General features: G+C 34.6%; 26 protein-coding genes. 13 read left to right on the top strand and 13 right to left on the bottom strand.

Annotation, left to right across the window (positions count from 1 at the left end):
- Window positions 1-118: 118 nt before the first annotated feature.
- Complete coding sequence (locus tag E5D58_RS05400; RefSeq protein ID WP_136480820.1) at window positions 119-1879, top strand: ABC transporter ATP-binding protein; 1761 nt, start codon at window positions 119-121, stop codon at window positions 1877-1879.
- Between the two features lie 12 nt (window positions 1880-1891).
- Entirely contained in the window at window positions 1892-2413 is a 522-nt protein-coding gene (locus E5D58_RS05405) for a DinB family protein (protein WP_136480821.1), read from the top strand.
- A gap of 2 nt (window positions 2414-2415) precedes the next feature.
- Here the strand turns inward: E5D58_RS05405 and E5D58_RS05410 are convergent, their stop codons facing one another.
- Window positions 2416-3639 carry a multidrug effflux MFS transporter gene (locus tag E5D58_RS05410; protein WP_136480822.1) on the bottom strand — a complete coding sequence of 408 codons (1224 nt, stop codon included), beginning with the start codon at window positions 3637-3639 and terminating at the stop codon, window positions 2416-2418.
- Window positions 3640-3734: 95 nt separating this feature from the next.
- Between E5D58_RS05410 and E5D58_RS05415 the strand changes: the two genes are divergently transcribed.
- From E5D58_RS05415 to E5D58_RS05430, 4 genes are all read left to right on the top strand, one after another.
- Window positions 3735-4181, top strand: coding sequence for a DinB family protein (locus E5D58_RS05415; protein WP_136480823.1), 447 nt, complete (start codon window positions 3735-3737; stop codon window positions 4179-4181).
- 3 nt (window positions 4182-4184) lie between these two features.
- The gene (locus tag E5D58_RS05420) at window positions 4185-4766 is read left to right on the top strand and encodes a Crp/Fnr family transcriptional regulator (RefSeq protein WP_136480824.1); all 582 of its coding nucleotides are present in this window, start codon (window positions 4185-4187) and stop codon (window positions 4764-4766) included.
- A gap of 111 nt (window positions 4767-4877) precedes the next feature.
- A complete protein-coding gene (locus E5D58_RS05425; RefSeq protein WP_136480825.1) occupies window positions 4878-5456 on the top strand; it encodes a YceI family protein in 579 nt (192 codons plus the stop codon).
- 108 nt (window positions 5457-5564) lie between these two features.
- Entirely contained in the window at window positions 5565-7172 is a 1608-nt protein-coding gene (locus E5D58_RS05430; protein WP_136480826.1) for a helix-turn-helix transcriptional regulator, read from the top strand.
- 297 nt (window positions 7173-7469) lie between these two features.
- On the opposite strand, the gene E5D58_RS05435 is transcribed toward E5D58_RS05430, so the two are convergent.
- The 3 genes from E5D58_RS05435 to E5D58_RS05445 are packed head-to-tail and all read right to left on the bottom strand — an operon-like array spanning window position 7470 to window position 10944.
- Window positions 7470-9011 (bottom strand): acyl-CoA carboxylase subunit beta, encoded by a 1542-nt coding sequence (locus E5D58_RS05435; RefSeq protein WP_136480827.1) that lies wholly within the window; start codon window positions 9009-9011, stop codon window positions 7470-7472.
- Between the two features lie 4 nt (window positions 9012-9015).
- Window positions 9016-10455 carry an acetyl-CoA carboxylase biotin carboxylase subunit gene (accC, locus tag E5D58_RS05440; RefSeq protein WP_136480828.1) on the bottom strand — a complete coding sequence of 480 codons (1440 nt, stop codon included), beginning with the start codon at window positions 10453-10455 and terminating at the stop codon, window positions 9016-9018.
- 3 nt (window positions 10456-10458) lie between these two features.
- The gene (locus E5D58_RS05445) at window positions 10459-10944 is read right to left on the bottom strand and encodes an acetyl-CoA carboxylase biotin carboxyl carrier protein subunit (protein ID WP_136480829.1); all 486 of its coding nucleotides are present in this window, start codon (window positions 10942-10944) and stop codon (window positions 10459-10461) included.
- 312 nt (window positions 10945-11256) lie between these two features.
- Here E5D58_RS05445 and E5D58_RS05450 point away from each other — a divergent pair, with 312 nt between their 5' ends.
- Complete coding sequence (locus E5D58_RS05450; protein WP_136480830.1) at window positions 11257-11856, top strand: YceI family protein; 600 nt, start codon at window positions 11257-11259, stop codon at window positions 11854-11856.
- Window positions 11857-11955: 99 nt separating this feature from the next.
- On the opposite strand, the gene E5D58_RS05455 is transcribed toward E5D58_RS05450, so the two are convergent.
- Window positions 11956-12510 carry an NUDIX hydrolase gene (locus E5D58_RS05455; protein ID WP_136480831.1) on the bottom strand — a complete coding sequence of 185 codons (555 nt, stop codon included), beginning with the start codon at window positions 12508-12510 and terminating at the stop codon, window positions 11956-11958.
- Between the two features lie 45 nt (window positions 12511-12555).
- Window positions 12556-13644, bottom strand: a complete 1089-nt coding sequence (locus tag E5D58_RS05460) for a M42 family metallopeptidase (protein WP_136480832.1) — start codon at window positions 13642-13644, stop codon at window positions 12556-12558.
- A gap of 104 nt (window positions 13645-13748) precedes the next feature.
- Here E5D58_RS05460 and E5D58_RS05465 point away from each other — a divergent pair, with 104 nt between their 5' ends.
- Genes E5D58_RS05465 through E5D58_RS05475 form a run of 3 tightly spaced genes read left to right on the top strand, consistent with a single transcriptional unit; the run spans window position 13749 to window position 15550 of the window.
- Window positions 13749-14426 (top strand): DUF4294 domain-containing protein, encoded by a 678-nt coding sequence (locus E5D58_RS05465; RefSeq protein ID WP_136480833.1) that lies wholly within the window; start codon window positions 13749-13751, stop codon window positions 14424-14426.
- 1 nt (window position 14427) lies between these two features.
- The gene (trhA, locus tag E5D58_RS05470; protein ID WP_136480834.1) at window positions 14428-15054 is read left to right on the top strand and encodes a PAQR family membrane homeostasis protein TrhA; all 627 of its coding nucleotides are present in this window, start codon (window positions 14428-14430) and stop codon (window positions 15052-15054) included.
- A gap of 1 nt (window position 15055) precedes the next feature.
- Window positions 15056-15550 carry a GNAT family N-acetyltransferase gene (locus tag E5D58_RS05475; protein WP_136480835.1) on the top strand — a complete coding sequence of 165 codons (495 nt, stop codon included), beginning with the start codon at window positions 15056-15058 and terminating at the stop codon, window positions 15548-15550.
- On the opposite strand, the gene E5D58_RS05480 is transcribed toward E5D58_RS05475, so the two are convergent.
- Genes E5D58_RS05480 through E5D58_RS05490 form a run of 3 tightly spaced genes read right to left on the bottom strand, consistent with a single transcriptional unit; the run spans window position 15547 to window position 17432 of the window.
- The gene (locus E5D58_RS05480; RefSeq protein WP_136480836.1) at window positions 15547-15975 is read right to left on the bottom strand and encodes a DUF4268 domain-containing protein; all 429 of its coding nucleotides are present in this window, start codon (window positions 15973-15975) and stop codon (window positions 15547-15549) included. The two genes, E5D58_RS05475 and E5D58_RS05480, sit on opposite strands and share 4 nt — an antisense overlap.
- Before the next feature lie 4 nt (window positions 15976-15979).
- Window positions 15980-16654: a ZIP family metal transporter gene (locus E5D58_RS05485; RefSeq protein ID WP_136480837.1), complete on the bottom strand. Its 675-nt coding sequence runs from the start codon at window positions 16652-16654 to the stop codon at window positions 15980-15982.
- Window positions 16655-16700: 46 nt separating this feature from the next.
- A complete protein-coding gene (locus tag E5D58_RS05490) occupies window positions 16701-17432 on the bottom strand; it encodes a class I SAM-dependent methyltransferase (protein ID WP_136480838.1) in 732 nt (243 codons plus the stop codon).
- A gap of 166 nt (window positions 17433-17598) precedes the next feature.
- On the opposite strand from E5D58_RS05490, the gene E5D58_RS05495 reads away from it, so the two are divergent.
- Window positions 17599-18756 carry a THUMP domain-containing class I SAM-dependent RNA methyltransferase gene (locus tag E5D58_RS05495; RefSeq protein ID WP_136480839.1) on the top strand — a complete coding sequence of 386 codons (1158 nt, stop codon included), beginning with the start codon at window positions 17599-17601 and terminating at the stop codon, window positions 18754-18756.
- A 21-nt stretch (window positions 18757-18777) separates the two neighbouring features.
- Here E5D58_RS05495 and E5D58_RS05500 read toward each other — a convergent pair whose 3' ends face one another.
- The 4 genes from E5D58_RS05500 to rlmD form a co-directional block, all read right to left on the bottom strand.
- The gene (locus E5D58_RS05500; RefSeq protein WP_136480840.1) at window positions 18778-19662 is read right to left on the bottom strand and encodes a dienelactone hydrolase family protein; all 885 of its coding nucleotides are present in this window, start codon (window positions 19660-19662) and stop codon (window positions 18778-18780) included.
- Window positions 19663-19743: 81 nt separating this feature from the next.
- Window positions 19744-20469 carry a DUF6048 family protein gene (locus E5D58_RS05505; protein WP_235835848.1) on the bottom strand — a complete coding sequence of 242 codons (726 nt, stop codon included), beginning with the start codon at window positions 20467-20469 and terminating at the stop codon, window positions 19744-19746.
- Window positions 20456-20998: a DUF6452 family protein gene (locus E5D58_RS05510; RefSeq protein ID WP_136480842.1), complete on the bottom strand. Its 543-nt coding sequence runs from the start codon at window positions 20996-20998 to the stop codon at window positions 20456-20458. Before E5D58_RS05510 ends, E5D58_RS05505 begins: the two co-directional genes overlap by 14 nt.
- Window positions 20999-21017: 19 nt before the next feature.
- Window positions 21018-22430, bottom strand: coding sequence for a 23S rRNA (uracil(1939)-C(5))-methyltransferase RlmD (gene rlmD / locus E5D58_RS05515; RefSeq protein WP_136480843.1), 1413 nt, complete (start codon window positions 22428-22430; stop codon window positions 21018-21020).
- Between the two features lie 132 nt (window positions 22431-22562).
- Here rlmD and E5D58_RS05520 point away from each other — a divergent pair, with 132 nt between their 5' ends.
- Window positions 22563-23117 carry an RNA polymerase sigma factor gene (locus tag E5D58_RS05520; protein ID WP_136480844.1) on the top strand — a complete coding sequence of 185 codons (555 nt, stop codon included), beginning with the start codon at window positions 22563-22565 and terminating at the stop codon, window positions 23115-23117.
- Window positions 23107-23493, top strand: a complete 387-nt coding sequence (locus E5D58_RS05525; protein ID WP_136480845.1) for a DUF6768 family protein — start codon at window positions 23107-23109, stop codon at window positions 23491-23493. Before E5D58_RS05520 ends, E5D58_RS05525 begins: the two co-directional genes overlap by 11 nt.
- Window positions 23494-23495 lie beyond the last annotated feature (2 nt).

The raw sequence follows: 23495 nt of genomic DNA on the forward strand, positions 1-23495 counted from the left end.
CATAATAATGCCCCTCGTCTCTTGGATTTTTCATGGTTTTTTTGATGTCAAACCAGTATTTCTTTGTTTGGATTACTAGGTAGGCTTCCTTAAAACACCTACCTTTCACGTAAAAAACATGAGGCAATATAAAGAAGCCACTAGCGTGAAATCTAAGGTTAGTATTCTACAAGCTTTTAAAACTATTATTTGGCCAAGAAGAAATTTGGTTTTTATTGGGCTTGTCCTCATAGTAATAAGAAGTTTGGCAGGACTAGTATTACCTTGGCAAAGTAAAGTGTTATTAGATGAGGTTGTACCAAGTAAAGATCCTTCTCAATTATGGAATTTGATTGTAATTGTTCTTATAGCCATATTAATTCAAGCGGTGACCTCATTTTCGTTAACTCGGATTTTAAGTGTGCAAGCCCAGTTTTTAATAAGTGAATTAAGAGCACAAGTTCAGAAAAAGGTCTTGTCATTACCCATTAGTTTTTTTGATAACACAAAATCTGGGGCACTCGTTTCAAGAATTATGAGTGATGTTGAAGGTGTTAGAAATTTAATTGGCACTGGATTGGTACAGTTAGTTGGGGGCTCTTTTACCGCTATTGTATCACTTATTATTTTAATTAAACTTAATCCTTGGATGACGCTCTTCGTGTTTGTTCCACTCTCTATATTTGGATATATTGCCCTGAGGGCTTTTAAGTATATAAGACCCATATTTAGGAAGCGTGGTAAGATAAATGCTGAGGTTAAGGGTAGATTAACCGAAACCTTAGCGGGAGTTAGAGTTATTAAGGCTTTTAATGCTGAAGCCCAAGAAAACAAGATTTTTGAAAAAGGAGTTAATAAACTATTTCTTAATGTAAAAAAAAGCCTAACAGCTACGGCATTTATGACGAGCTCTTCAACCTTTCTTATTGGGGTTGCAACTACTGGTATCATGGGGATTGGCGGCTATTATATGATTCAAAGTGAGATGACTACAGGGGACTTTTTATTTTTTACGCTTGTTTTAGGTTTTATGATTGCGCCTATTGTTCAGATGAGTAATATTGGGAGCCAGCTTACCGAAGCACTCGCAGGCTTAGATAGAACCGAAGAGCTTATGAATATGACCGCCGAAGCCGATAATGAGAATAGAACCATAGAACTTAATACCTTAAAAGGTGAGATTGAGTTTAGTAATGTATCATTCTCATATGAAGCAGGTAAAGAAGTATTGCATAATATTAGTTTTAAGGCACCCGCTGGTTCTGTAACAGCATTGGTAGGTAGCTCCGGATCTGGGAAATCTACAATAGCAGGTTTATCGGCTACTTTTCTAAACCCAAATTCGGGAAAAGTAACTATTGATGGCCAAGACTTGTCCAGAGTAAAGTTGACTAGTTATAGAAAATATTTGGGTGTAGTGCTTCAAGATGAGTTTTTGTTTGAAGGAAGTATAAGAGAGAATATTATGTTTCCAAGACCTGATGCCACTGAAGACGAATTATTAAGTGCTGTAAAGGCCGCTCATGTTAATGAATTTACCGATAGGTTTGAAGAAGGCCTTGAGACTTTAATTGGTGAACGCGGCGTGAAATTATCAGGAGGACAAAGACAGCGTTTGGCAATAGCAAGGGCTATTTTGGCAAACCCTAAGATTATTATTCTAGATGAAGCGACTTCAAATTTAGATACCGAAAGTGAGGCTTTAATTCAAAGGAGTTTAAACGAATTAGTCAAAGATAGAACAACCATTGTAATTGCCCATAGGTTAAGCACTATTAAGAAAGCAGACCAAATTTTAGTCATAGAGTCTGGAAATATTGTAGAATCTGGAACCCATGATGAGCTCATTGCCTTAAAAGGACGTTACTATGAGTTGTTTACTTACCAAGCAAAAATATAACGTAATAAAAGTATGATCAAAGCAGAATTAAACCCGAATGAGTATGATGTATTTTATAGTACTTATATAGATAAACTACATGAAGAAAGTGTGCTTTTAGAGCTTTATGAGCGGGGTATGACACAGGTTGTCGAGTTTTTTAAATCCATACCTAAAGAAAAAATAGCATACAAGTACGAAGTTGGAAAGTGGAGTGTGAAGGAGGTTTTTCAACACATTATTGATACTGAACGTGTGTTTATGCATAGATGTTTCAGAATTTCTAGGCATGATAGCGCCCCTTTAGCGGGTTTTAACCAAAATGATTATATACAACCAGCTCAAGTTCATAAAAAAACATTAAATGCTTTAATAGAAGAATATCGGGCGGTTCGAAATAATTCTATCGTTTTTTTAAAGAGTGTATCCAAGGAAGACTTGACGCATATAGGAAATGCAAACGGTAGTGCCATGTCAGGTCGGGCAGCTGCATTTGCAGTTATAGGGCATGAACGGCATCATATTCAGATATTAAAGGAACGCTATCTTCCTTAAAATTAGTTTGCTATTTGATGTTGAGATTTTTCAGAACTTCTATAACGTTTCATATAAAGAAAAACCATTACTGATAAAAGGCCAAAAACAGAAAACCCAATAAATAGAGGAAGCACAGAATTAACTACATACCGTCCAATATAATTAGCAATAGGTACAGCCATAATAGTAGATATGCATCCGTTAAGCGCTGCTCCAATGCCAGCAATATGGCCTAGTGGTTGCATAGCAATAGCTCTTAAATTTCCAAATAAGAATCCAACGGCGAAGAACTGAAGTGCGAAAAATGTTAATAGAACGTATATACTTGGGTTAGTGCCAGACCAGAATAATATGGTATATAAAATAGAAATTGTAGCGTAGGCTATGGTAGCTAAATAAGCAATGCGCCACATGCCAAACTTAACAACTAGTCTGCTATTCATAAATGTAGCCAAGCCAACAGATATGGCTAAACTTGCAAATATGTAGGGAAACATATCCGCTAGTTTATACTGTTCTTGAAATATCTGTTGTGCTGTGCTTAAGTACACCATAAATGATCCTGTTATAAAACCTGAGACCAATGTAAACGCAACAGCCTCTTTGTATTTAAAAAATTCTTTAGTCCCATCAATAAAAATATGGGAACTAAATTCTATACGTTTGGATTTAGAAAGCGTTTCAGGTTGGCGTAGCCAAAACCAAAACATGATAACTACGCCAAAAATAAGATTGACATAGAAAATAGATTTCCAACTAAAAAAAGTAATTAAAAGTTGCCCCATAGAAGGTGCAATTACAGGAACTAGAATGAAGAACATCACTACAATAGATACTATTTTAGCCATGTAGTCACCACTAAAGGAATCGCGGATCATGGAAAGTGCTAGGCTTCTTGGAGACGACAGGCCAATACCTTGTAAAACCCGCCCCAAAATCATCATATTAAAGTTTTTGGTGCTAACACAAATAATACTCCCCAAAATAAACACCCCAAAACCAAAATAAACGATTGGTTTTCTACCAAAACTATCTGATAAAGGACCGAAGATGAGCTGCCCAAACCCTAAGCCCAAAAATATCATAGTAATTAACAGCTGGTTATTTGTTGTGTTTACAACGTTTAAATGCGCACCTATTTGAGGAATAGCTGGTAACAGGGCATCTATAGACAGTGCTACAATAGACATTAAAGAAGCCATTAAAGCAACAAACTCAAATTTGAAGTTTTGTGGTTCTTTCATGCCGCAAAAATAATTTAATTTAATTCTAGAGAAACTTTTTAATCATATAATAAAGCAATCTTATTATTGTTAAATTTGATGTTTACAGAACTAAAATGTACACAGAAACTTTAATCAAGATATTTACTAGAGATTTAAACAGCCTTAAGAAAGAGATTATGCTGTATAGCAATGAAAATAATCTTTGGGTTTTAGATAAGTCTATTGCAAATTCGTCGGGTAATTTATGCCTTCATCTCATTGGGAATTTAAACCATTTTATTGGTGCTGTACTCGGAAACACAGGTTATGTAAGACACCGCAAATTAGAGTTTAGTAAGAAAAATGTTGCTAGGACATTACTTGTTCAACAAATTGACGAAACTTTTATAATGGTAGAATCATCTTTAAGAAAACTACAACCTGAAGACATTGCAAAACTATACCCCATTGAGGTTTTTAATGAACCCATGACGACTGAATATTTTTTAACACATTTGGTACACCATTTTTCATACCATCTTGGGCAAATTAATTATCACAGGCGTTTATTAGATGTTTAAAAAATGAGTCAGCAACTACTTTTAAATTACATTTCAAAATATATAAGCCTTTCTAAAGAAGAAGAAGCTATTTTTCTCTCTAAGATCTCCTTTCGAAAATATCTAAAAGGGCAGTATTTGGTGCAACAAGGTGATATTTGTAGGTTTACAAATTTTGTTGTTTCGGGTTGTACAAGAACCTTTTTAGTAGATGACAAGGGGCAGGAACATATTATTATGTTTGGTATTGAAGATTGGTGGGTCTCAGACATAGGGAGCTTCATCACCCAAACCCCAGCAGATTATAATGTACAATGTTTAGAAAATACAAGTGTTTATCAGTTTTCCTATGAAGATCAAGAAGCTATGTTTGAATCTATTCCAAAGCTAGAACGATTATTCAGAAAACTATTAGAACGGCATTTAGTGTCGTCGCAAAAAAGAATAGTAAGAGGTTTAAGTCTTAATGCAAAACAACAGTACCAATACTTTAAAGATCAATACCCAAACATAGAGCAAAGGGTACCTCAATACATGATTGCCTCCTACTTAGGTATTACTAAAGAATTTCTTAGCAAGCTGAAGAAACAATTATTGCAAGAGTAATTAAAAGTTAATCTAGTTTAACTTTTTTTTGTAATCTACTTTATTTTATCACGACCTTTTATGCAAGATATTTGTAGATATAATTTAAAAACGAATTTAAAAACAATTAAAATGAAAAATACATTAAAACAGTCGGCTATAATGGCCTTAGTAGCTTTTTTTACCTTATCGTTTACAACTATTGAAGGAGACAAAAAAACGGTAAAAACAGATAAAAGTAAAGTTGTTTGGAAAGGATATAAAGTAACTGGTTCTCATGAAGGAACTATTACATTAAAGTCGGGTACATTAATTTTTGATGGTAACCAATTAACAGGAGGAGAGTTTGTTATTGATATGACCACTATAAATGCTACCGATTTGGACGGAGAATACAAAGATAAGTTAGATGGACATTTGAAGTCAGATGACTTCTTTGGAGTTGAAAAGCATCCTACAGCGACATTAGTATTTAAAGAGGTTAAAGCTTCTGGTAAAAATGCTTTTGATGTGACTGGAGATTTAACTATTAAAGGTAAAACAAATCCTGTGTCATTTACTATTTCAGTGTATGGAAGTAAAGCAACCGCCTCATTAAAAGTAGATCGATCAAAATATGATGTACGTTATGGTTCAACAAGCTTTTTTGATGATTTAAAGGATAAAGCGATATACGATGAATTTGACTTAGTAGCAGATTTAGAGTTTTAATTAAATTTGATTAATAGCTGAACAGGGCACCTCTTTTAGAGGTGCCTTGTTGTTTTATAACTTTAAAAGAATCATTTCATTTGTGTAATTTGACAAAAGCTTGATAATTTGAGTATTTTTACTATTGAATTCGTTTTTAATTCATTTAGTATTCAGCTCTTAAGAATCATATGGTGCGTTGTTAGCTTTGCTTGGTTTTTACCAGGCAATTGCCAGGATTATTCAAAATATGTGGATTCTGCCGATTCCAATATCGATTACAACTCCAAAAAGGCGTTAAGGTTTTTAGATTCCATTCCAATGCCTTTAGAAAAATCAATAGAAGGCAAAATTGCTGATTACTATGCCCTCAAATCAATTATTTATGATGAGTTTGAGGATTACCCAACATCTTATCAATACAATATTTTAGCGCTCGAATATGCTGAAAAAGAAGAAAATTATGAAACAGCAGGCGATGTAGCCCTAGCCTTGTTCAAGAATATTTATTTTAAGAAAAAAGATAGTACGGCTTTTAATTATTTAGATAAAGCGAGATACTACTATAACAAGTCTAATTCTCGATATGGAAAGATTGACGTCTATCAAACGGAAGCTTATACCGCCTTTTTAAATAAGGAATATAAACAGTGCAATGCGATGTTATTGAGTCAATTAGATGATTATGCGAAAATTGATGAAGACGCTTATTATAATATGTTTGCATTATTCATGATAAGCACCAATTATATTCACCTAGAGGATTTTGAAAAGGCCCAGTTATACTACGAAAAATTTCTAAAACTCTTGAATCACCCAACTGTAGTGCCTTATAATTATTATTCTTTTAAGGGAGCGCTTAATGTGTGTTTTGCTGAGGTTTTTGATAAGAAAATGGTATTGGACTCCGTTGAAAAGTATCTTGTTGCTTCAAGTTCGCTCACAGATTTTATGGGGGAAGATACTAAACGAGATTATTTTAAACTATACTCTAATTATTATGCAAATAAGGGAGAATTTAACATATCAAAAGCATACATTGATTCTTTAAAAGTTTTTGAAGATAAGATGTTTGAAAATGTTATGGATTCTAGTTTTGATATCAATAACAGATTACTTCTCGCTAGGGAGGCGCTTGATAAAGAAAGTGATAGAGGGTATTTAAAAACGATTGCCTTAAGTATATTGGCTTCCTGTTTAATCTTTTTCTCTATTCTATGGATTTGGAATTACAAGAAATTAAAACTAAAAGTTTTAGACTACAAAAATCAGCGAACAAGCCTAAATTATCTAAAAAGTAATCATGAGAAGTTAAAGGTTAAAGTAAAGGGGTTGGAGGATTATATTGGAGAAGTTAAAAAAGAAGTAAAAGCTATAAGTACAGTTGATGAAGTAAGTGAGCAGCGAAGTAAAATAAAAGAGTTGTATAAGAATGTAAGGTTAAATTCTTCAATGGTTACCTCTCAAAATGAAAATCATTTGGAGCTTATAAATGATTTGAATGTTGAGTTTTTTAGCAAGCTGGCTAAAAAATATCCACAACTTTCAGATTCAGAGGTTATTATATGCTATTATTTGTATACAGAGTTTAAGAGTAAAGAGATTGCAATATTCCTAGGAACATCAACAAGAGCTATTGAAAGTAAGCGTTACAGAATACGTAAAAAACTAAATATTCAAAACCGACAAATGAGCATGTTTGAATTTCTGGACGAAGCTTTGAAAGATAAAGACTAGGTTAATAAAGGAAATACTTACTAACTCCCATTATTTTCCGAATTTTATTCATGTGCGTAGTCGTTGCGTATAGGTTTTACGCATTACTTTATAAAAATATGAGCATCTTTGTTAAGCTATTAATCTTTTTATACGCCTAGGTTGGTCCTTAGATTGACCAGGTCTTATTTGATAGATTTATAATGGATAACAGAATTGGTTGGTTTTAGGATGTTATCAAACATATTATAAATTATAAATGTCAAATAGTTTTTTAAGGGCAAAAGGAAGTTCAATTTTGAGCTTCCTTTTCTTTTTCTATAAGGGGATATTTCCGTGTTTACGTTTTGGTCTATCAACTATTTTATTTTCAAGCATAGAGAACGCTTTTAATAATTTGCGCCTGGTGTTTTTGGGAAGAATGACTTCGTCAATAAACCCTCGTTTTGCAGCCGCATAAGGATTGGCAAACTTGTCTGCATACTCCTGTTCTTTTTCGGCAAGTTTTTTTGCCGGATCATCTGCACTAGCAATTTCTTTTTTAAAGATAATTTCACTGGCTCCTTTTGCCCCCATAACAGCAATTTCTGCTCCGGGCCATGCAAAATTCATATCAGCACCAATATGTTTCGAATTCATAACATCGTAAGCACCACCATAAGCTTTTCTCGTAATTACAGTAACTCTTGGTACGGTAGCCTCACTCAAGGCATAGAGTAATTTAGCACCGTGTACAATAATACCATTCCATTCTTGATCGGTACCGGGTAAAAAACCAGGAACATCAACTAAAACTAATAAAGGAATATTAAAGCAATCGCAAAACCTCGCAAACCTTGCTGCTTTTCGAGAACTATTAACACCTAAAACTCCTGCAAACGACATAGGTTGATTTGCAACAATACCAATGCTACGACCACCTAATCTTGCAAATCCTACAATAATGCTCTCTGCATAATCTTTATGGATTTCGAAAAAGGAATCTTGATCGATAATACCCGAGATTACCTTATGCATGTCGTAGGGTTTGTTCGGATTATCGGGTACGATATCTGTTAGTTCTTCTCGGATCTCATCTTTAAATTCGAAATCTATTTTTTTTGGAGTTTCTGTATTGTTTTGAGGCAAATAACTCAGTAACGTTTTAACATCTTCAAGACATTGGATGTCGTTAGTTGAGGTCTTGTGGGCAACCCCAGATTTTGACGCGTGTGTATGTGCGCCTCCTAGCTCCTCGCTAGTAACTTCTTCATTAGTTACAGTTTTCACCACATTGGGCCCTGTTACGAACATATAACTAGTGTTTTCAACCATAATGGTGAAATCGGTGATGGCTGGGGAATAAACAGCTCCTCCTGCACAAGGTCCCATAATAGCTGATATTTGCGGAATAACCCCCGATGCTTGAACATTTCTAAAAAAAATGTCTGCATAGCCTCCTAAAGAACGAACACCTTCTTGAATTCTTGCTCCGCCAGAATCGTTTAAACCTATAATTGGAGCTCCAGTTTTTACAGCCATATCCATAATTTTACAGATTTTTTCGGCATGTGTTTCAGACAAGGCGCCTCCAAAAACGGTGAAATCTTGGGCATAGACGTATACCAATCTGCTGTTTATAGTTCCATAGCCTGTTATAACACCATCACCATAATAAACTTGGTCTGCCATTCCAAAATCTGTGGTTCTATGCGTTACCAAAGTGCCAATCTCTTCGAAAGATCCTTCATCCATAAGGTAGGTTACCCGTTCTCTTGCAGTTAGTTTTTTCTTATCATGCTGTTTGTCAATTCGAGCCTGCCCACCACCTAAATAAGCTTGTGCCAACTTTTTGTTTAATTTGTCTGTTTTCTTATTCATGGTTCTAGTTTGGAAGTCTAAGTGTTTTTTGATCTTTTATGTATTGATTAAGCGCAATAAGAGCTGCTAACTTTGATTCGTCCTTTATTTGCTCCTCCAAAATACTTGGAGAATAATAGTTTTTTACAAAATGAGTATCAAAATTGCCGGAGCGAAAGGCTTCATGCTCGCATACAAACTTGCCAAATGCTAAGGTAGATTGTACTCCCTTTATTTGATAATTTTCAATAGCCTGTATCATTAATTCAATAGCTTCCTCCCGTGTTTTTCCATAGGTGATTAGCTTGGCTAGCATAGGATCATAATAAATAGGGATTTCCATATCTTCCTCAAAACCGTTGTCCACCCGAATACCTTTACCTTTTGGTACTTTATAGACTTCGAGTGTGCCTACGCTAGGTAAAAAGTCATTCATAGGGTCTTCGGCATAAACTCGTAATTCAAGCGCATGTCCGTTAATGGATAGATCTTCTTGCGTTATATTTAATGGTTCTCCTCGTGCTATTTTAATTTGAAGCTCAACAAGATCAACACCTGAGATGAGCTCAGAAACTGGATGTTCCACCTGTAGGCGTGTATTCATTTCAAGAAAATAAAAATTATGATCTGCATCTAAAAGGAATTCTACCGTACCAGCTCCTAAATAGTCACAAGCCTTAGCAACACGTATAGCTGCTTGCCCCATATCGTTCCTTAATTCTTCTGTTAGTATGGAAGAGGGAGCTTCTTCCACAACTTTTTGATGCCTCCTTTGGATACTGCATTCTCTTTCAAAGAAATGGATCACGTTGCCATAGCTATCGGCCATAACTTGTATTTCGATATGGCGTGGAGACGCTACGTACTTTTCAATAAAAACAGAGCCGTCTCCAAATGCCGATGTTGCTTCGCTAATGGCCCGATTCATTTGCGATTCTAAGTCACTTGCTTTTTCAACAATACGCATGCCTTTTCCACCACCTCCTGCCGAGGCTTTTATAAGTATTGGAAAACCAATATCTGTTGCAATAGCTTTTGCTTTATTAACATCGGTTATCGCTTTTTCAACCCCTGGGACCATTGGAATATTATAAGCTTTTACCGCTTCTTTAGCCGCCAATTTGCTTCCCATAATTTTAATGGCTTTGGGTTTTGGTCCGATAAAAATAATGTTGTGGGTTTCGCATAATTCTGAAAAACTGGCATTTTCACTTAAAAAGCCATACCCAGGGTGAATAGCATCTACCTGCAAGCTTTTCGCAACCTCAATAATCTTATCGCCTCTTAAATAGGATTGATTGGAAGGCGCCTCTCCAATACAAACTGCTTCATCTGCATATTTAACATGGGGTGCATCTCTATCTGCCTTCGAAAAAACAGCCACGGTTTTAATACCCATTTTTTGAGCTGTTTTCATAACTCTTATGGCAATTTCTCCGCGATTGGCAACAAGTATTTTTTTCATAAATTATTCAAATTCAATAAGTAATTGATTCTTTTCAACAGCTTCTCCTTTTGAAATGGCTATGGTTTTTATGATACCATCTCTTGGAGATGTGATAATATTTTCCATTTTCATAGCTTCTAAGATGAGTAAAGTGTCATGCTCTTTTACATTCTGACCTTCTTTTACATGAGTTTCTAAAATGAGCCCTGGCATGGGTGCCTTAATTGAATCCAGTTGTTTTGCTAAACCAGAAGCAAAGCCCATTTTGTCAATTAACTGATCAAGACTATCCTTAATCTCAATAAGAAATTCTTTATTGTTAATTTTTATTAGGTAGGTCTTTTTATTAAAATCGGAACTTACAACCTCTGCTTGAACTGATTTATTTTGGTAGAGTATATGGTATCTATGGTCCCCTTCGAGAATTAAATTAGCGTTTATTATCTGATCAGTATCTATTTGGAATTCTAGTTTTGAATTCACTTTAACCTTAAAGCTTTTTTTCATAACAGGAAATTGTTCTCTAAAGATACATAAATTTAAAAGGTGTTTCAATGCCGTTTTATAGATTGTTTGATACTATTTATTTAAAATGTATTACAGTGAATGTAAAGTGCATTGATATGGTGGCGTTCTATTAAACTTTGAATTTTTTAATTATGATAATCTCGATATAAATCCATAATCATGATTATATGATAATTTTGATATTAAAAAACATTCTAAAATTATTGAATTAATAATAAAAACATGATTTTGGTCATATATTAATAATTTGTAAAGATTGACTTTTGCGGTATAATTTTAACTATTTATGTCATGAAAACTAAAGGTATTTTTTTTAACAAATTAACGATTTGCTTATTAGCAATTGCTTTTACATTTAGTAATGCACAAGGTCAAGTATTGCAACTTGAAAATGATGCATCATCCTTAACAGTTTTTGGGACATCTAATTTACATGGTTGGAAAATAGATGCTCAAACACAACAAGGAACAATACGGTTTAATAATTTGCAAACGTGTGAGATAGCACATTTATCACTCACTGTGCTTACGGAGGGCTTAACAGGAGTAAAGCCTGGTATTACAGAAACAGTTTCAGAGACCTTGAAATCTAATGAATACAAATTCATTTTATTCACTCTCTCCGAAGTGACCAACATTAAAGATATAGGTAACGGGATTTTTGAATTAAAAGCCATGGGCGATTTAATTATTGCAGGAACTAAAAAGGAGGTTCCAATAGCGTTTAACGTGAGTATCGCTAATAATAAAGTTAAGTTGCAGGGTAAAGCGACCCTTAAAATGACAGCCTTCAATTTAACGCCTCCAGAAGCATTAATGGGTACTATTCAAGCAAAAGACGATATTGTTTTAAGATTTGATACTAGTTTTGTGCAATCCACAATACTCTAGAGTTTAATTGAAAATAAAAACCTCCTTACTAACAACACCAATTATGTTATAAGTACGGAGGTTTTTTTTGTGCTTGAAAATGAAGCCTAAACTAAGAATTCAGGATATGCGAGATTTTATTTGCCCCAGAATATGCAGATAGTAATCTTTGTTTGAAGGAACAAAATGATTATGGTTGTTTCCAATAGTCTCTAAAAGTATTTCAAACTCTGATATGGATACTAATTTAAGATTTTCAACTTCATCTTCTTGAGGTACAAGCTTAGAAATTGGGACCCTTAATTCAGCTAAAAAGGTGTTGTGAAACTCGTTATCAATAATGCCTGATTCATAAGATTGAAAACAATTAAAAACACCAATTTTTATTAAATCTGTTTCATTTATTTGCAAACCTATTTCTTCCTTAGTTTCTCTAATACTGGCCTCTTCGGGTGTTTCTCCGGCATCAATATGTCCTGCAACCGAAACATCCCACATAAGTGGACAGATTATTTTTTTTGCCGAACGTTGGGAAAGTAGAATATTACCTTGCTTGGTATAAAACCAAATATGAGCCGTATGGTGGTAATAACCCTTTTGGTGAATAATAGATTTCAACTCACTTTTCCCCAGTAGTTTGCCGGTTTTGTCGGCAATATCAATACGTTCGTCCACTTAATATCTCATTAAAAAGCCTCAAAAAGATGAGGCTCATTGTTTTTATTCAAAATAGCTAAAGGTTTCTCCATCTTCAATTTTAAGCAGTGTTTCATAGATTAATTTAATAACGTTTTCAACATCATCTCTGTGCACCATTTCAACGGTTGTATGCATGTATCTTAGAGGTAATGATATTAAGGCAGAAGCAACGCCACCATTACTATAAGCAAAAGCATCTGTATCCGTTCCAGTAGCTCTAGATAGTGCAGAACGTTGAAAAGGAATCTCTTTAGTTTCAGCCGTATCGGTAATTAAATCTCTTAGCTTTTGTTGTACGGCAGGCGCGTAGGCCACGACAGGACCTTTACCAAGTTCTAAATGACCTTCTTTTTTTTGTTCAATCATAGGGGTGGTTGTGTCGTGCGTCACGTCGGTCACAATGGCCACATTGGGTTTAATGGTATGGGTAATCATTTCGGCACCACGCAGGCCAATTTCCTCTTGTACAGAATTGGTAATATAGAGACCAAAAGGTAACTCCTTTTTATTCTCTTTTAGGAGTCTGGCAACTTCGGCAATCATAAAACCACCCATACGGTTGTCGAGTGCTCTGCAAACAAATTTATCATCGTTCAAAATATGAAACTCATCTGGGTAAGTGATTACACAACCTACATGAACGCCTAATTTTTCAACTTCCTCTTTATTCTTACATCCGCAGTCAATAAAAATATTGTCTGGTTTTGGGGCTTCTTCCTTAGCTCGGTTTCTCGTATGAATAGCGGGCCAACCAAATACACCTTTAACAATCCCTTTTTTGGTATGGATATCAACAATTTTACTCGGTGCAATTTGGTGGTCGCTTCCACCATTTCTAATAACGTATATAAGGCCGTTGTCTGAAATATAATTCACATACCAACTAATTTCATCTGCATGGCCTTCTATAACCACTTTGTATTTAGCTTTGGGGTTTATAACTCCCACAGCTGTGCCGTAAGTATCTGTTATAAATTCGTCTACATATGGTTTTAAGTAGTCCATCCATAGTTTTTGTCCTTCCCATTCATAACCCGTTGGGGCCGCATTATTTAAATATTTTTCTAAAAAGTCCATGGACTTTTTGTTAAGAATACGCTGTTTTGCCATTTATAAAAGTTTTGCACTAAAATAATAATATAAATAAAATACAACATGTTTAAACCCATGTAAATTCTTAATTTTGGCATGTTATATGCTCCAGTCTTTTTAGGATGAAAATTTTAAGGTACATATTTATTTTTTTTCCTGTTTTTATGCTTGCTCAGGTTCATGAAATAGAACAGGATTCAATCTCAATCGAATATTTAATAATCGAAGGGGATTCTATTCCAAGACGTTCTATAGATTTGGATGAAGTTATGCTTTTGCATAAGTTAGAGTTTGGAAACAGGGAAGAGCGCATCAGGTATTTAATACTCAGGAGAAAAACCATAAAAGTGTATCCTTATGCAAAAATGGCGGCAGAGCGATTAGACTCTATGAATACACATTTAAAAAAGCTTACCAAGAACCGCAAAAAAAAACGTTATACTAAAAAGATACAGAAGTATATAGAAGGCGAGTTTTCTGAAGAATTAAAAAAGTTAACACGTACCGAGGGTCAGATTTTGGTTAAGCTTATACACAGACAAACCGGCGAAACAGCTTTTGATTTGGTTAAAGAATTGCGCAGTGGATGGCGGGCGTTTTGGTATAATACTACGGCTAGTATGTTTGATATTTCTCTGAAACGGGAGTTTGATCCGGAGGATGTAAAAGAGGATTATTTGATTGAAGATATTCTACAACGCAGTTTTCAGGCGGGCCGCTTAGAACGTCAAAAACCAGCAATTGAGTTTGATTTTTATGATTTAACCGATAAGTGGATTCATCAAAAAAGCAGCAAATGATATGCGTTTACAAACGCCATTTGAAGAAAAACTAAATGCCTATACCCATGGTCTAGGTGCCATTTTAGGTGTTTTTGCCTTATGCTTATTGGTTTTTTCAAATACGAATAAAACACCGTATGCCTTGCCAAGTGTGGTGGTATATGGAGTGTCTATTGTAATACTTTTTACTGCTTCAACACTTTATCACGCTATTCATAATAGGCGCTATAAGCACTACTTTAGAGTTTTAGATCATATTAGTATTTATTTACTTATTGCAGGTACTTATACTCCAGTAACATTAATTGCCTTATCTCATAGTAAAGGATGGGTCTTGTTTTACGCGGTCTGGATTATTGCTCTGGTAGGTACGGTTTTAAAAATCTTTTTTACTGGTAAATTGGGTTGGTTTTCTACTTTACTTTATTTGGTGATGGGTTGGCTTATCGTTTTCGACTTTGCTAATTTATCTCAAGCTATTGGTCCCAATGGTGTTTTGTTGTTATTTGGAGGCGGGTTATTCTACACCGCTGGCATTATTTTTTATGCCATAGAGCGCATTCCCTATAATCATGTTATTTGGCATGTATTTGTTTTAGCAGGGGCTATTTGTCATTTTTTTATGGCGTACTGTTATGTCGTGTGAAATGGTAACTATTAGTGAAGCACATCTAGAAATGCATTTTAAGGAAATACAAAGGTTGGCAAGTAGTATTTGGAAAGCGCATTATACACCGATAATAGGAGAGGAACAAGTACTTTATATGCTAGATAAGTTTCAAAGTGCCAAAGCCATTGAAAGCCAAATAAAAGGTGGTTTTAAATATTATATTCTAAGTTTTGAAAATCTACCTGTTGGTTATTTAGCCATTAAAAAAGAAGAGGATTCTCTGTTTTTAAGCAAAATTTATGTTTTAGATAAATACAGAGGGCAAAAAATTGGGAAGAAGGCCATGGCCTTTATTACTGAAAAGGCCTACCATTATAAGCTTTCTAAGATTAGATTAACTGTTAATGTTAACAATATAAATGCCATATTGGCTTACAAAAAAATGGGATTTTTAAATAATGGACCCCTCGTTACAGATATTGGTAATGGGTATATAATGGATGACTATGAAATGATTAAGCAGATTAATTAAGCATCTATAATCTCTTTGTATTCCTCAAAAAAGGCCTCGAACAAAGTCATTTTTTCATTAAAAAATTCCATAACCGCTCGCCAGGAGTTTTTGTTATGGATAGATACTTTGTGTTCTAAGGGTATATAGATTCTAGAAATCTCTTTTTGGTTATCGAGAAAATAAGTTTCGTCAAATATAGCCTCTGGTAGATAGTCGTCTAATAAAATGCTTTTTAGGGCTAGAAGTTTCTCCCAATATTTTATTCTATACTCAAGATCATCTTCTAAATCTAAGGCAACAAGTGCAGTTTTGTTATCAAAATAAAATTTAAAGCTAACACCCTTAAGTTTCGTGTTGTACAAGGTCCATTTTCTAGGAAACGATTTTCCAAAGCTGGTCCAAAATTCTTGTCTTAGCCTTCTAGATTCTTCCATACTAAACATGGTCTTAAATAAAATAGGCTATGCTAACCCCTAGAATAATTGAGATAAACTTTGAGAAGTTAAATTTATGTCCCTCTCCACTTTCAAATAAAATAGTTGTAGAAATATGGAAAAAGATACCAATAACGATGGCATTTATACTGTGGGCTAATTTAGTCCCTAAAGGCGCAGTATTTGAAATATAAGTACCTAGTGGTGTCATGGCTGCAAAAACAACTAAAAACGTCATAATTTGTGAAGTACTAAACTTCGACTGAAATAAAAACATGCTCACCAAGGCCGCAATAGGAATTTTATGTATTAATACACCGTATACCATGTCGTTATGCTGGTGTATCGGGAAGCCTTCTAAAAAACTATGAATACATAAGCTAATAAACAATACCCAAGGGAAGGCTGTTGTGTTTTTGTGAATATGTACATGCCCGTGTTCTGCACCTTTTGAGAATAACTCAAGAATGATTTGCAGTAAAATTCCAAGCATAATGAATAATCCTGTTCGCTTCGTATCTAAATGTTCGTAAACCTCTGGTAAAAGTTCAAATAACGTTAACGCTAATAAGAATGCACCACTAAATGATAACAGCAGCTTAGTGTTCCAGTTTTTTTGGTTTTTTGATACTTTAGCTATTATAACTCCAAGGACAACAGCGTATATAGGAAAAAGAAATTTATTCATTCAAAAAAATAATAGTCACAAAAGCGCCAAAAATAAGGTATTTAATCTATTTAAAAATCATAACGAGCCTTTCAGACGATTTGGGATTAAACTTGTTAAGTTTATAATCGCCGAAAACGTCAAGTAAATAAACGCCTGCTTGTTCAAAAAGCAATTCAAAATCTGCTAAAGTAAAACCTCGAACACGCTCCTGAAAGTTATACAACCTATCATTGGCCTTAAAGGTAATGTCTTTTATAACGTAACCTTGTTCTACATAGCGTTTTAATTTAAAGGTAATATCATCAACCGTTTTAACCTCTTCAGCAACCAAATTATCAATAACATATTCACTGTTCATAAAATCGATAACACCAAATCCGGTTTCATTCAACTCAGCCTTTATGGCCTTTATGGTTCTAAGATTGTCTATATCGTTTTCAAAATAGCCAAAACTGGTAAATAAGTTAAATACGGCATCAAATTGTTTATGGTAAGGGTTACACATATTATGAACCTCAAAATGCAATCTGTGGTTTTCAAACTGCTTAGCAAACTCAATGCTATTTTCGCTTAGGTCAACCCCAGTAACATCATAGCCAATTTTATTTAGGTAACGGGCATGGCGGCCTTTACCACAAGCCAAATCTAGAATACTCCCATGCTCAGGAATATTCAAATAATCTGTAAGCGTATCCATAAAGGCATGGGCTTCGGTGTCATCTCTATCCTTATATAAAATGTGATAAAATGGCGTGTCAAACCAGGAAGTAAACCAAGATGTTGTTTTGCTAGTCATAAATTGTGTTGGGGGTTACCCCCTTAAAGCGGGGGTCAGGCTTTTTGCTGTATCTTTTTTTCGTGCCTCAAAAAAGGATGCCGCTTCAATCCTTAACCCATTATCTGCTATTGCTGGTTAATTTGCACAAAATTACATTATTTTTGCAACCTATCAGACGAAAAAAATGGGAGAAAATTTCAATATGTTGGCCAAAACGCTTTTTGGTTTTGAAGATTTATTAGAAAACGAGTTAAGACAGTTAGGAGCACAAAACATCAAGAAAGGTGTACGAAACGTTTCTTTTGTTGGAGATAAAGGCTTTATGTATAAAGCAAATTTGGGACTGCGAACTGCTATAAAAATTCTAAAACCTATAAAAACCTTTACTGTACATAGTGAGCAAGACTTGTATAATAAGATTTATGCTATGGATTGGTCAAAATACTTAAAGCCGACCGGGTCTTTAGCAATTGATGCCACTATTTATTCCGATTTGTTTTCACACTCACTATTTATTTCGCAAAAAACAAAAGATGCCATAGTAGATAAATTTAGAGATACCGATGGGCAGCGACCTAATGTCGATTTAAAGTTCCCCGACCTAAAAATAAATGTTCATATTGATAGACGAAAATGCACCATTTCCTTAGATTCTTCGGGCGATTCGTTGCATAAAAGAGGGTATAAAACAGCTACCAATATAGCACCTATTAATGAGGTGTTGGCAGCAGGGCTCATTATGCTTTCAGGATGGGATGGGCAATCCGATTTTATGGATCCCATGTGTGGTTCGGGTACCATGCTTATTGAGGCTGCAATGATTGCTTGTAACATACCACCAAACCTTATGAGAAAAGAGTTTGCTTTTGAGCGTTGGCAAGATTGGGATGTTGATTTGTTTGAGAAAATTGAAGAGTCGTTATTAAAAAAAACGAGAGACTTTCATTATCAAATAACAGGATATGATAAAGCCCCTAGCGCAGTTAAAAAGGCAAAAGAGAATGTGATAAATGCGCAACTTGAGGATTTTATAACCGTTAAACACGAAGATTTTTTCAAAACTCAAAAAGCAGGAGCAGGCAAGTTGCATATGGTTTTTAACCCACCTTATGGTGAGCGTCTAAACATCGATATGCAAGAGTTTTATGCCAATATAGGCAATACGTTAAAGCGTAATTATCCGGGTACGGATGCTTGGTTTATAACCTCAAACATGGATGCGCTTAAGCATGTAGGTTTGCGTCCTTCAAGGAAAATACAATTGTATAATGCCAAACTAGAGTCACGTTTGGTTAAGTATGTTATGTATGAAGGCAGTAAGAAAGGAAAGTATATGAAGTAATATTGCTTTCTGGACGATATCCTATAAATGTTCTTTAAAAAAAGCAATGGTTCGCTTCCACGCTAAATCAGCTGCAGAGGCATCGTATCTTGGCGTTGTATTGTTATGAAAACCATGATTCACTCCTGGGTAAATATATGCGGTGTAAGTGATGTTAAATTTTTTGAGTGCAGCTTCATAGGCAGGCCAACCAGCATTTACTCTTTTATCTAACTCCGCATATTGAAGTAAAAGAGGCGCTTTAATTTTTGCGGTGTCTTCTTCGGAAGGTTGCCCACCATAAAAGGGTACAGCTGCAGATAAACTAGGAATATTTACGGCCATCATATTTGAAATCCAACCACCAAAGCAAAATCCAACAACCCCCACTTTACCATTACAATTTTCATGATTTAATAAATAGTTATAAGCGGCAATAAAATCTTGAAGCATATCAAAGCGGTCTCTTTTCTTTTGCAAAGCTCTGCCATCGTCATCATTTCCGGGGTACCCCCCTAAAGGACTTAAAGCATCGGGTGCTAGTGATAAAAAACCATCAAGAGCAGCCCGTCTACCCACATCTTCAATATATGGGTTTAATCCTCTGTTTTCGTGCACAACAATAATACCAGGTAGTTTTTCTGTATTATTATCAGGTTGCGATAACAAACCTTTTATGGTGCCACCGCCTTTTGGGGAATTGTAGGTAATATAATCTGAATTCAATCTAGTGTCGTCAGGTTTTACCAGTAGGTTATCAATGTAGTTTGGTGTTATAAAACTTAATAATGTAGAAACCGTTAGGCCTCCAATGGCATAAACGGATAGTTTTTCAATAAATTGGCGTCTTCCTAGTTTATTATGGGCATAGTCATCATACAGATCAAAAACTTCTTGATTAATATCCTCTTTCGTTAATTTTTTCATTTTTCCTATGTTAAGAACCAGTCTTAAAGGTAATCAAAATTTAAACAAACTATGCAGACAATACTGAATCAGGAACCTTGATTACTCCGTTTTTTCAACCTTATCTTTCTTAAAAAAGGGTATTCTATAGGACAGTGTATAGCTATAACCAACACCAATAATACTACTATCGTAGTTTTTATGATATCCAGGTATGTACACATTACCGAAGTTATCAGGGACTTTTTCTGTTCCTAAAAACTTAAGCTGAACATTTAAGCCCATATAAAGGTTATTAAATAATTCTGCTTTAATTCCTAAAAGGATTTCTGCCCAGATGGCATTTAATCCAGAAAATTCAATTTTTTCTCGGGAGGTAAGTTGTGGCGACCAGTACTGGTTGGTGGTATATACGGTGGCACTATTTAAATCGTGGCTAAATGTACTGGCTCCTATTCTAAACCCAGCGAAAATCATGTTATCCATGTCTAACCAGTTTTCATACATGTTATAATCAATACCTGCTTTCAGGTAAGTGCCCGTTGTGGTAATATCCATGTAATTTGTAATGGTGCTTTTTTCTTCAAACCCAATTTCACCAGCAATGTAGAGCTTTTGCGTGAGTCTAAAATCTCCAATAATTTCAAATCCTGAATACTCATCATCTAAAAATGTACGTCCTAATTTGGCAATATCAGCCCCAATTCTTAAACCATATTTTAGCTGAATCTTGGTGTTAGTAGTTTCCAATTCTGTAATACTGTCGTTCTGCCCGTAAAGCGAAACACAGCAAAACAATAAGACTAAAAAACAATTAGTGCGTAACATTAAAGTGTGTTTCAAATTCATCTTCAACAGATTGATTATCATTCATAGGTTGCCTTGTTTTCATCCAATTATCGTCATCATCTTCAATAGTCAAGGTCACATTTTTATAAACCGTTTTATATCCACAAGCTCTAGATACATATACTAACTCTCTACTATAGTTAATGGTAATAGTGTCTGCGTTACCTTCAATAAAGTCATCGCTAGGATCATCTGGTGTGTCATTGTCATTTATACTAGCTTCCTTTATTAAGGTATATTGGGTGGTATTTTCATCGGTTTTTAGAGGGAGCAACACATTGTCGGTATCTTGAAAACTATAGCCTTCCAGTATACTTTCATTTCCCACACCAACAACCACGATATCAAAAACGTTTTTTTTGTTTTCTGGACTATTCACGTCATAAAAATCAATTATTAATCTTGGTGTGGTAGGTGTTGATTCTGGACAAATATCATCTGGTTCACAGGCAAAAACAATAGCAACAATTATTACCAAGGGAATAAAAAGGAGTTTTAAATACTTCATTTTCATAGTTAGGGTCGATTTATCGACGTTCTAAAAGTACAACATTTTCTACATGAAATGTTTGCGGAAACATATCTACTGCTTGGGTTTTAATAACTTTATATTGCGCATCCATCAAGGCTAAATCTCTGGCTTGAGTGGCACTGTTACAACTTACATATACAACACGTTTAGGCGCTATATTTAGAATTTGACTAACCACATCTTTATGCATGCCATCTCTAGGAGGGTCTGTGATAATAACATCTGGTTCGCCATGTGTATTTATAAACGCTGCATTAAACACGTTTTTCATGTCTCCAACAAAAAACTCAACGTTTTTTATATGATTTAATTGTGCGTTTTCTTGGGCGGCTTTAATGGCATCGGGAACAGATTCTACACCTATTACTTTTTTTGCTTTTTTTGAAACAAATTGTGCTATGGTCCCAGTGCCAGTATATAAATCATAGACCAGCTCATGCCCAGTTAATCCTGCAAAATCTCGGGTGATTTTATAAAGCTCGTAAGCTTGATTAGAATTAGTTTGATAGAAGGATTTGGCATTAATTTTAAATTTTAAACCTTCCATATTCTCAAAAATATGATCGCGTCCTTTATAACAAATCACATCTTGGTCATAAATAGTGTCATTTGCCTTGTTATTGATAACATATTGTAAAGAGCTTACCTCCGGAAACGTTGTAGCAATATAATTAAGAAGCAGCTCCCGTTTGGCCTTGTCTTCTTTAAAAAATTGGACTAAAACCATAATATCGCCCGTACTAGAGGTTCTAATCATCATAGTCCTTAATAAACCTGTTTGGTTTCTGGTATTAAAGAACTCCAGCCCGTTTGCAATAGCAAATTCTTTTACACCGTTTCTAATAGCATTTGATGGGTCTGCTTGTAAATAACATTGTTTTACGTCAAGAATTTTATCCCACATGCCTGGGATGTGAAATCCTAGAGCATTCTTATCGTCCAGATGTTTATCAGATTGAATTTCTTCTAGCGTTAGCCATCTACTATCACTAAAAGAAAACTCCATTTTATTTCTATAAAAATACTGATCTTTAGAACCAAGAATAGGGGTTACTTCAGGAAGTTCAATATGCCCTATTCGGGTTAAATTATTGGTCACTTCCTTCTGTTTATAATATAGCTGATGTTCGTAGGCCATATCTTGCCATTTACATCCGCCGCATGTTCCATAATGTTTACACTCTGGGGTAGTACGTTTTTCAGAAAGCTTATGAAATACGGTAGCCTTACCTTCATAATAAGCTTTTCGCTTTTTAAAGGTTTGTACATCCACCACATCTCCTGGCACAGCGTTTGGAAGAAAAATAACTTTACCATCTGGTGCTTTGGCTATGGTCTTCCCCTTGGCACCAGCATCAATGACTTCTACCTGTTCAAAAATTTGTTTTCTTGATTTTTTTCTTGACATGCTGCAAAAATAATAATAGCCGTAAATAAAATGCTTTTATTTCCATTAACTTTAAATTTTTCATTTTAAATATTAATAAAATGAACCTTTTTAACTTTTAGGTGTCTTTATAGTGTAAGTAGCGAGATGTTAATGAATAAGAAGCAGCAAATAAGAGATGGTAATCTGGTGTTAGCGTATCAATCTGGTAACAAAACAGCATTACAACAGTTAGTAAAGTATTGGCATAAAAGTTTTTGTGAAAAAGCATATTGGTTGGTAAAGGATGCCGATGTTGCTAAAGATATTGCACAAGATAGTTGGAGCGTAATAATATCTAAAATAGATAATCTGAAAAAACCTGAAAGTTTTGCTAGTTGGGCTTTACGGATTGTTTATCACAGATCAATAGACTGGATAAAAAAAAACAATAAATCAAGGTTGTCTTTAATAGACTATGCGTATAATCAAGAACAGATTGAAGTAGAGGAGCAGACTAATAGTCAATTAAAACAGCAGTTGCTATCTACAATAAATAAATTGCCTAGAAATCAGCAAGTGGTTATTAGAATGTTTTACGTTCAGGATTATTCGCTAAAAGAGATAAGTAGCATATTAAATATAACTGTCGGAACGGCAAAGTCTAGACTATTTCATGCTAGAGAAAAAATGAAGTTAATATTAAATAATAGAAATTATGAAAAATAATATGGAAGATATTGATAAGTTAATTAAAGAAACTTTAAACGAAGAAGAAGCCAAGTTTTATGATAAACTTGAAGAACAAAACTTACTTGAACAAGTAGGAGGGTTATTTCAAGGTAAAATTAAATGGATTTTGATTTTAATGAATATTGTTAATTTGGTTGTTGTGGCCTTGTTCTTTTATTGTTTGGTGCAGTTTTTAAATACAGAAAGTACCAACCAATTAATAAAATGGGCCTCGGCAGGTTTTGTATGTTTAATTTTTGCAGGAATGATAAAGTTGTTTGTTTGGTTGCAAATGGACAAAAATGCGCTGTTACGCGAAATAAAACGGTTGGAGCTTCAGGTATCATCGTTGTCTGGGAGAATTTCTGAGTAAAT

Origin of the sequence: Cognatitamlana onchidii (genome assembly GCF_004804355.1) — a bacterium.
Taxonomy (GTDB): Bacteria; Bacteroidota; Bacteroidia; order Flavobacteriales; family Flavobacteriaceae; genus Cognatitamlana; species Cognatitamlana onchidii.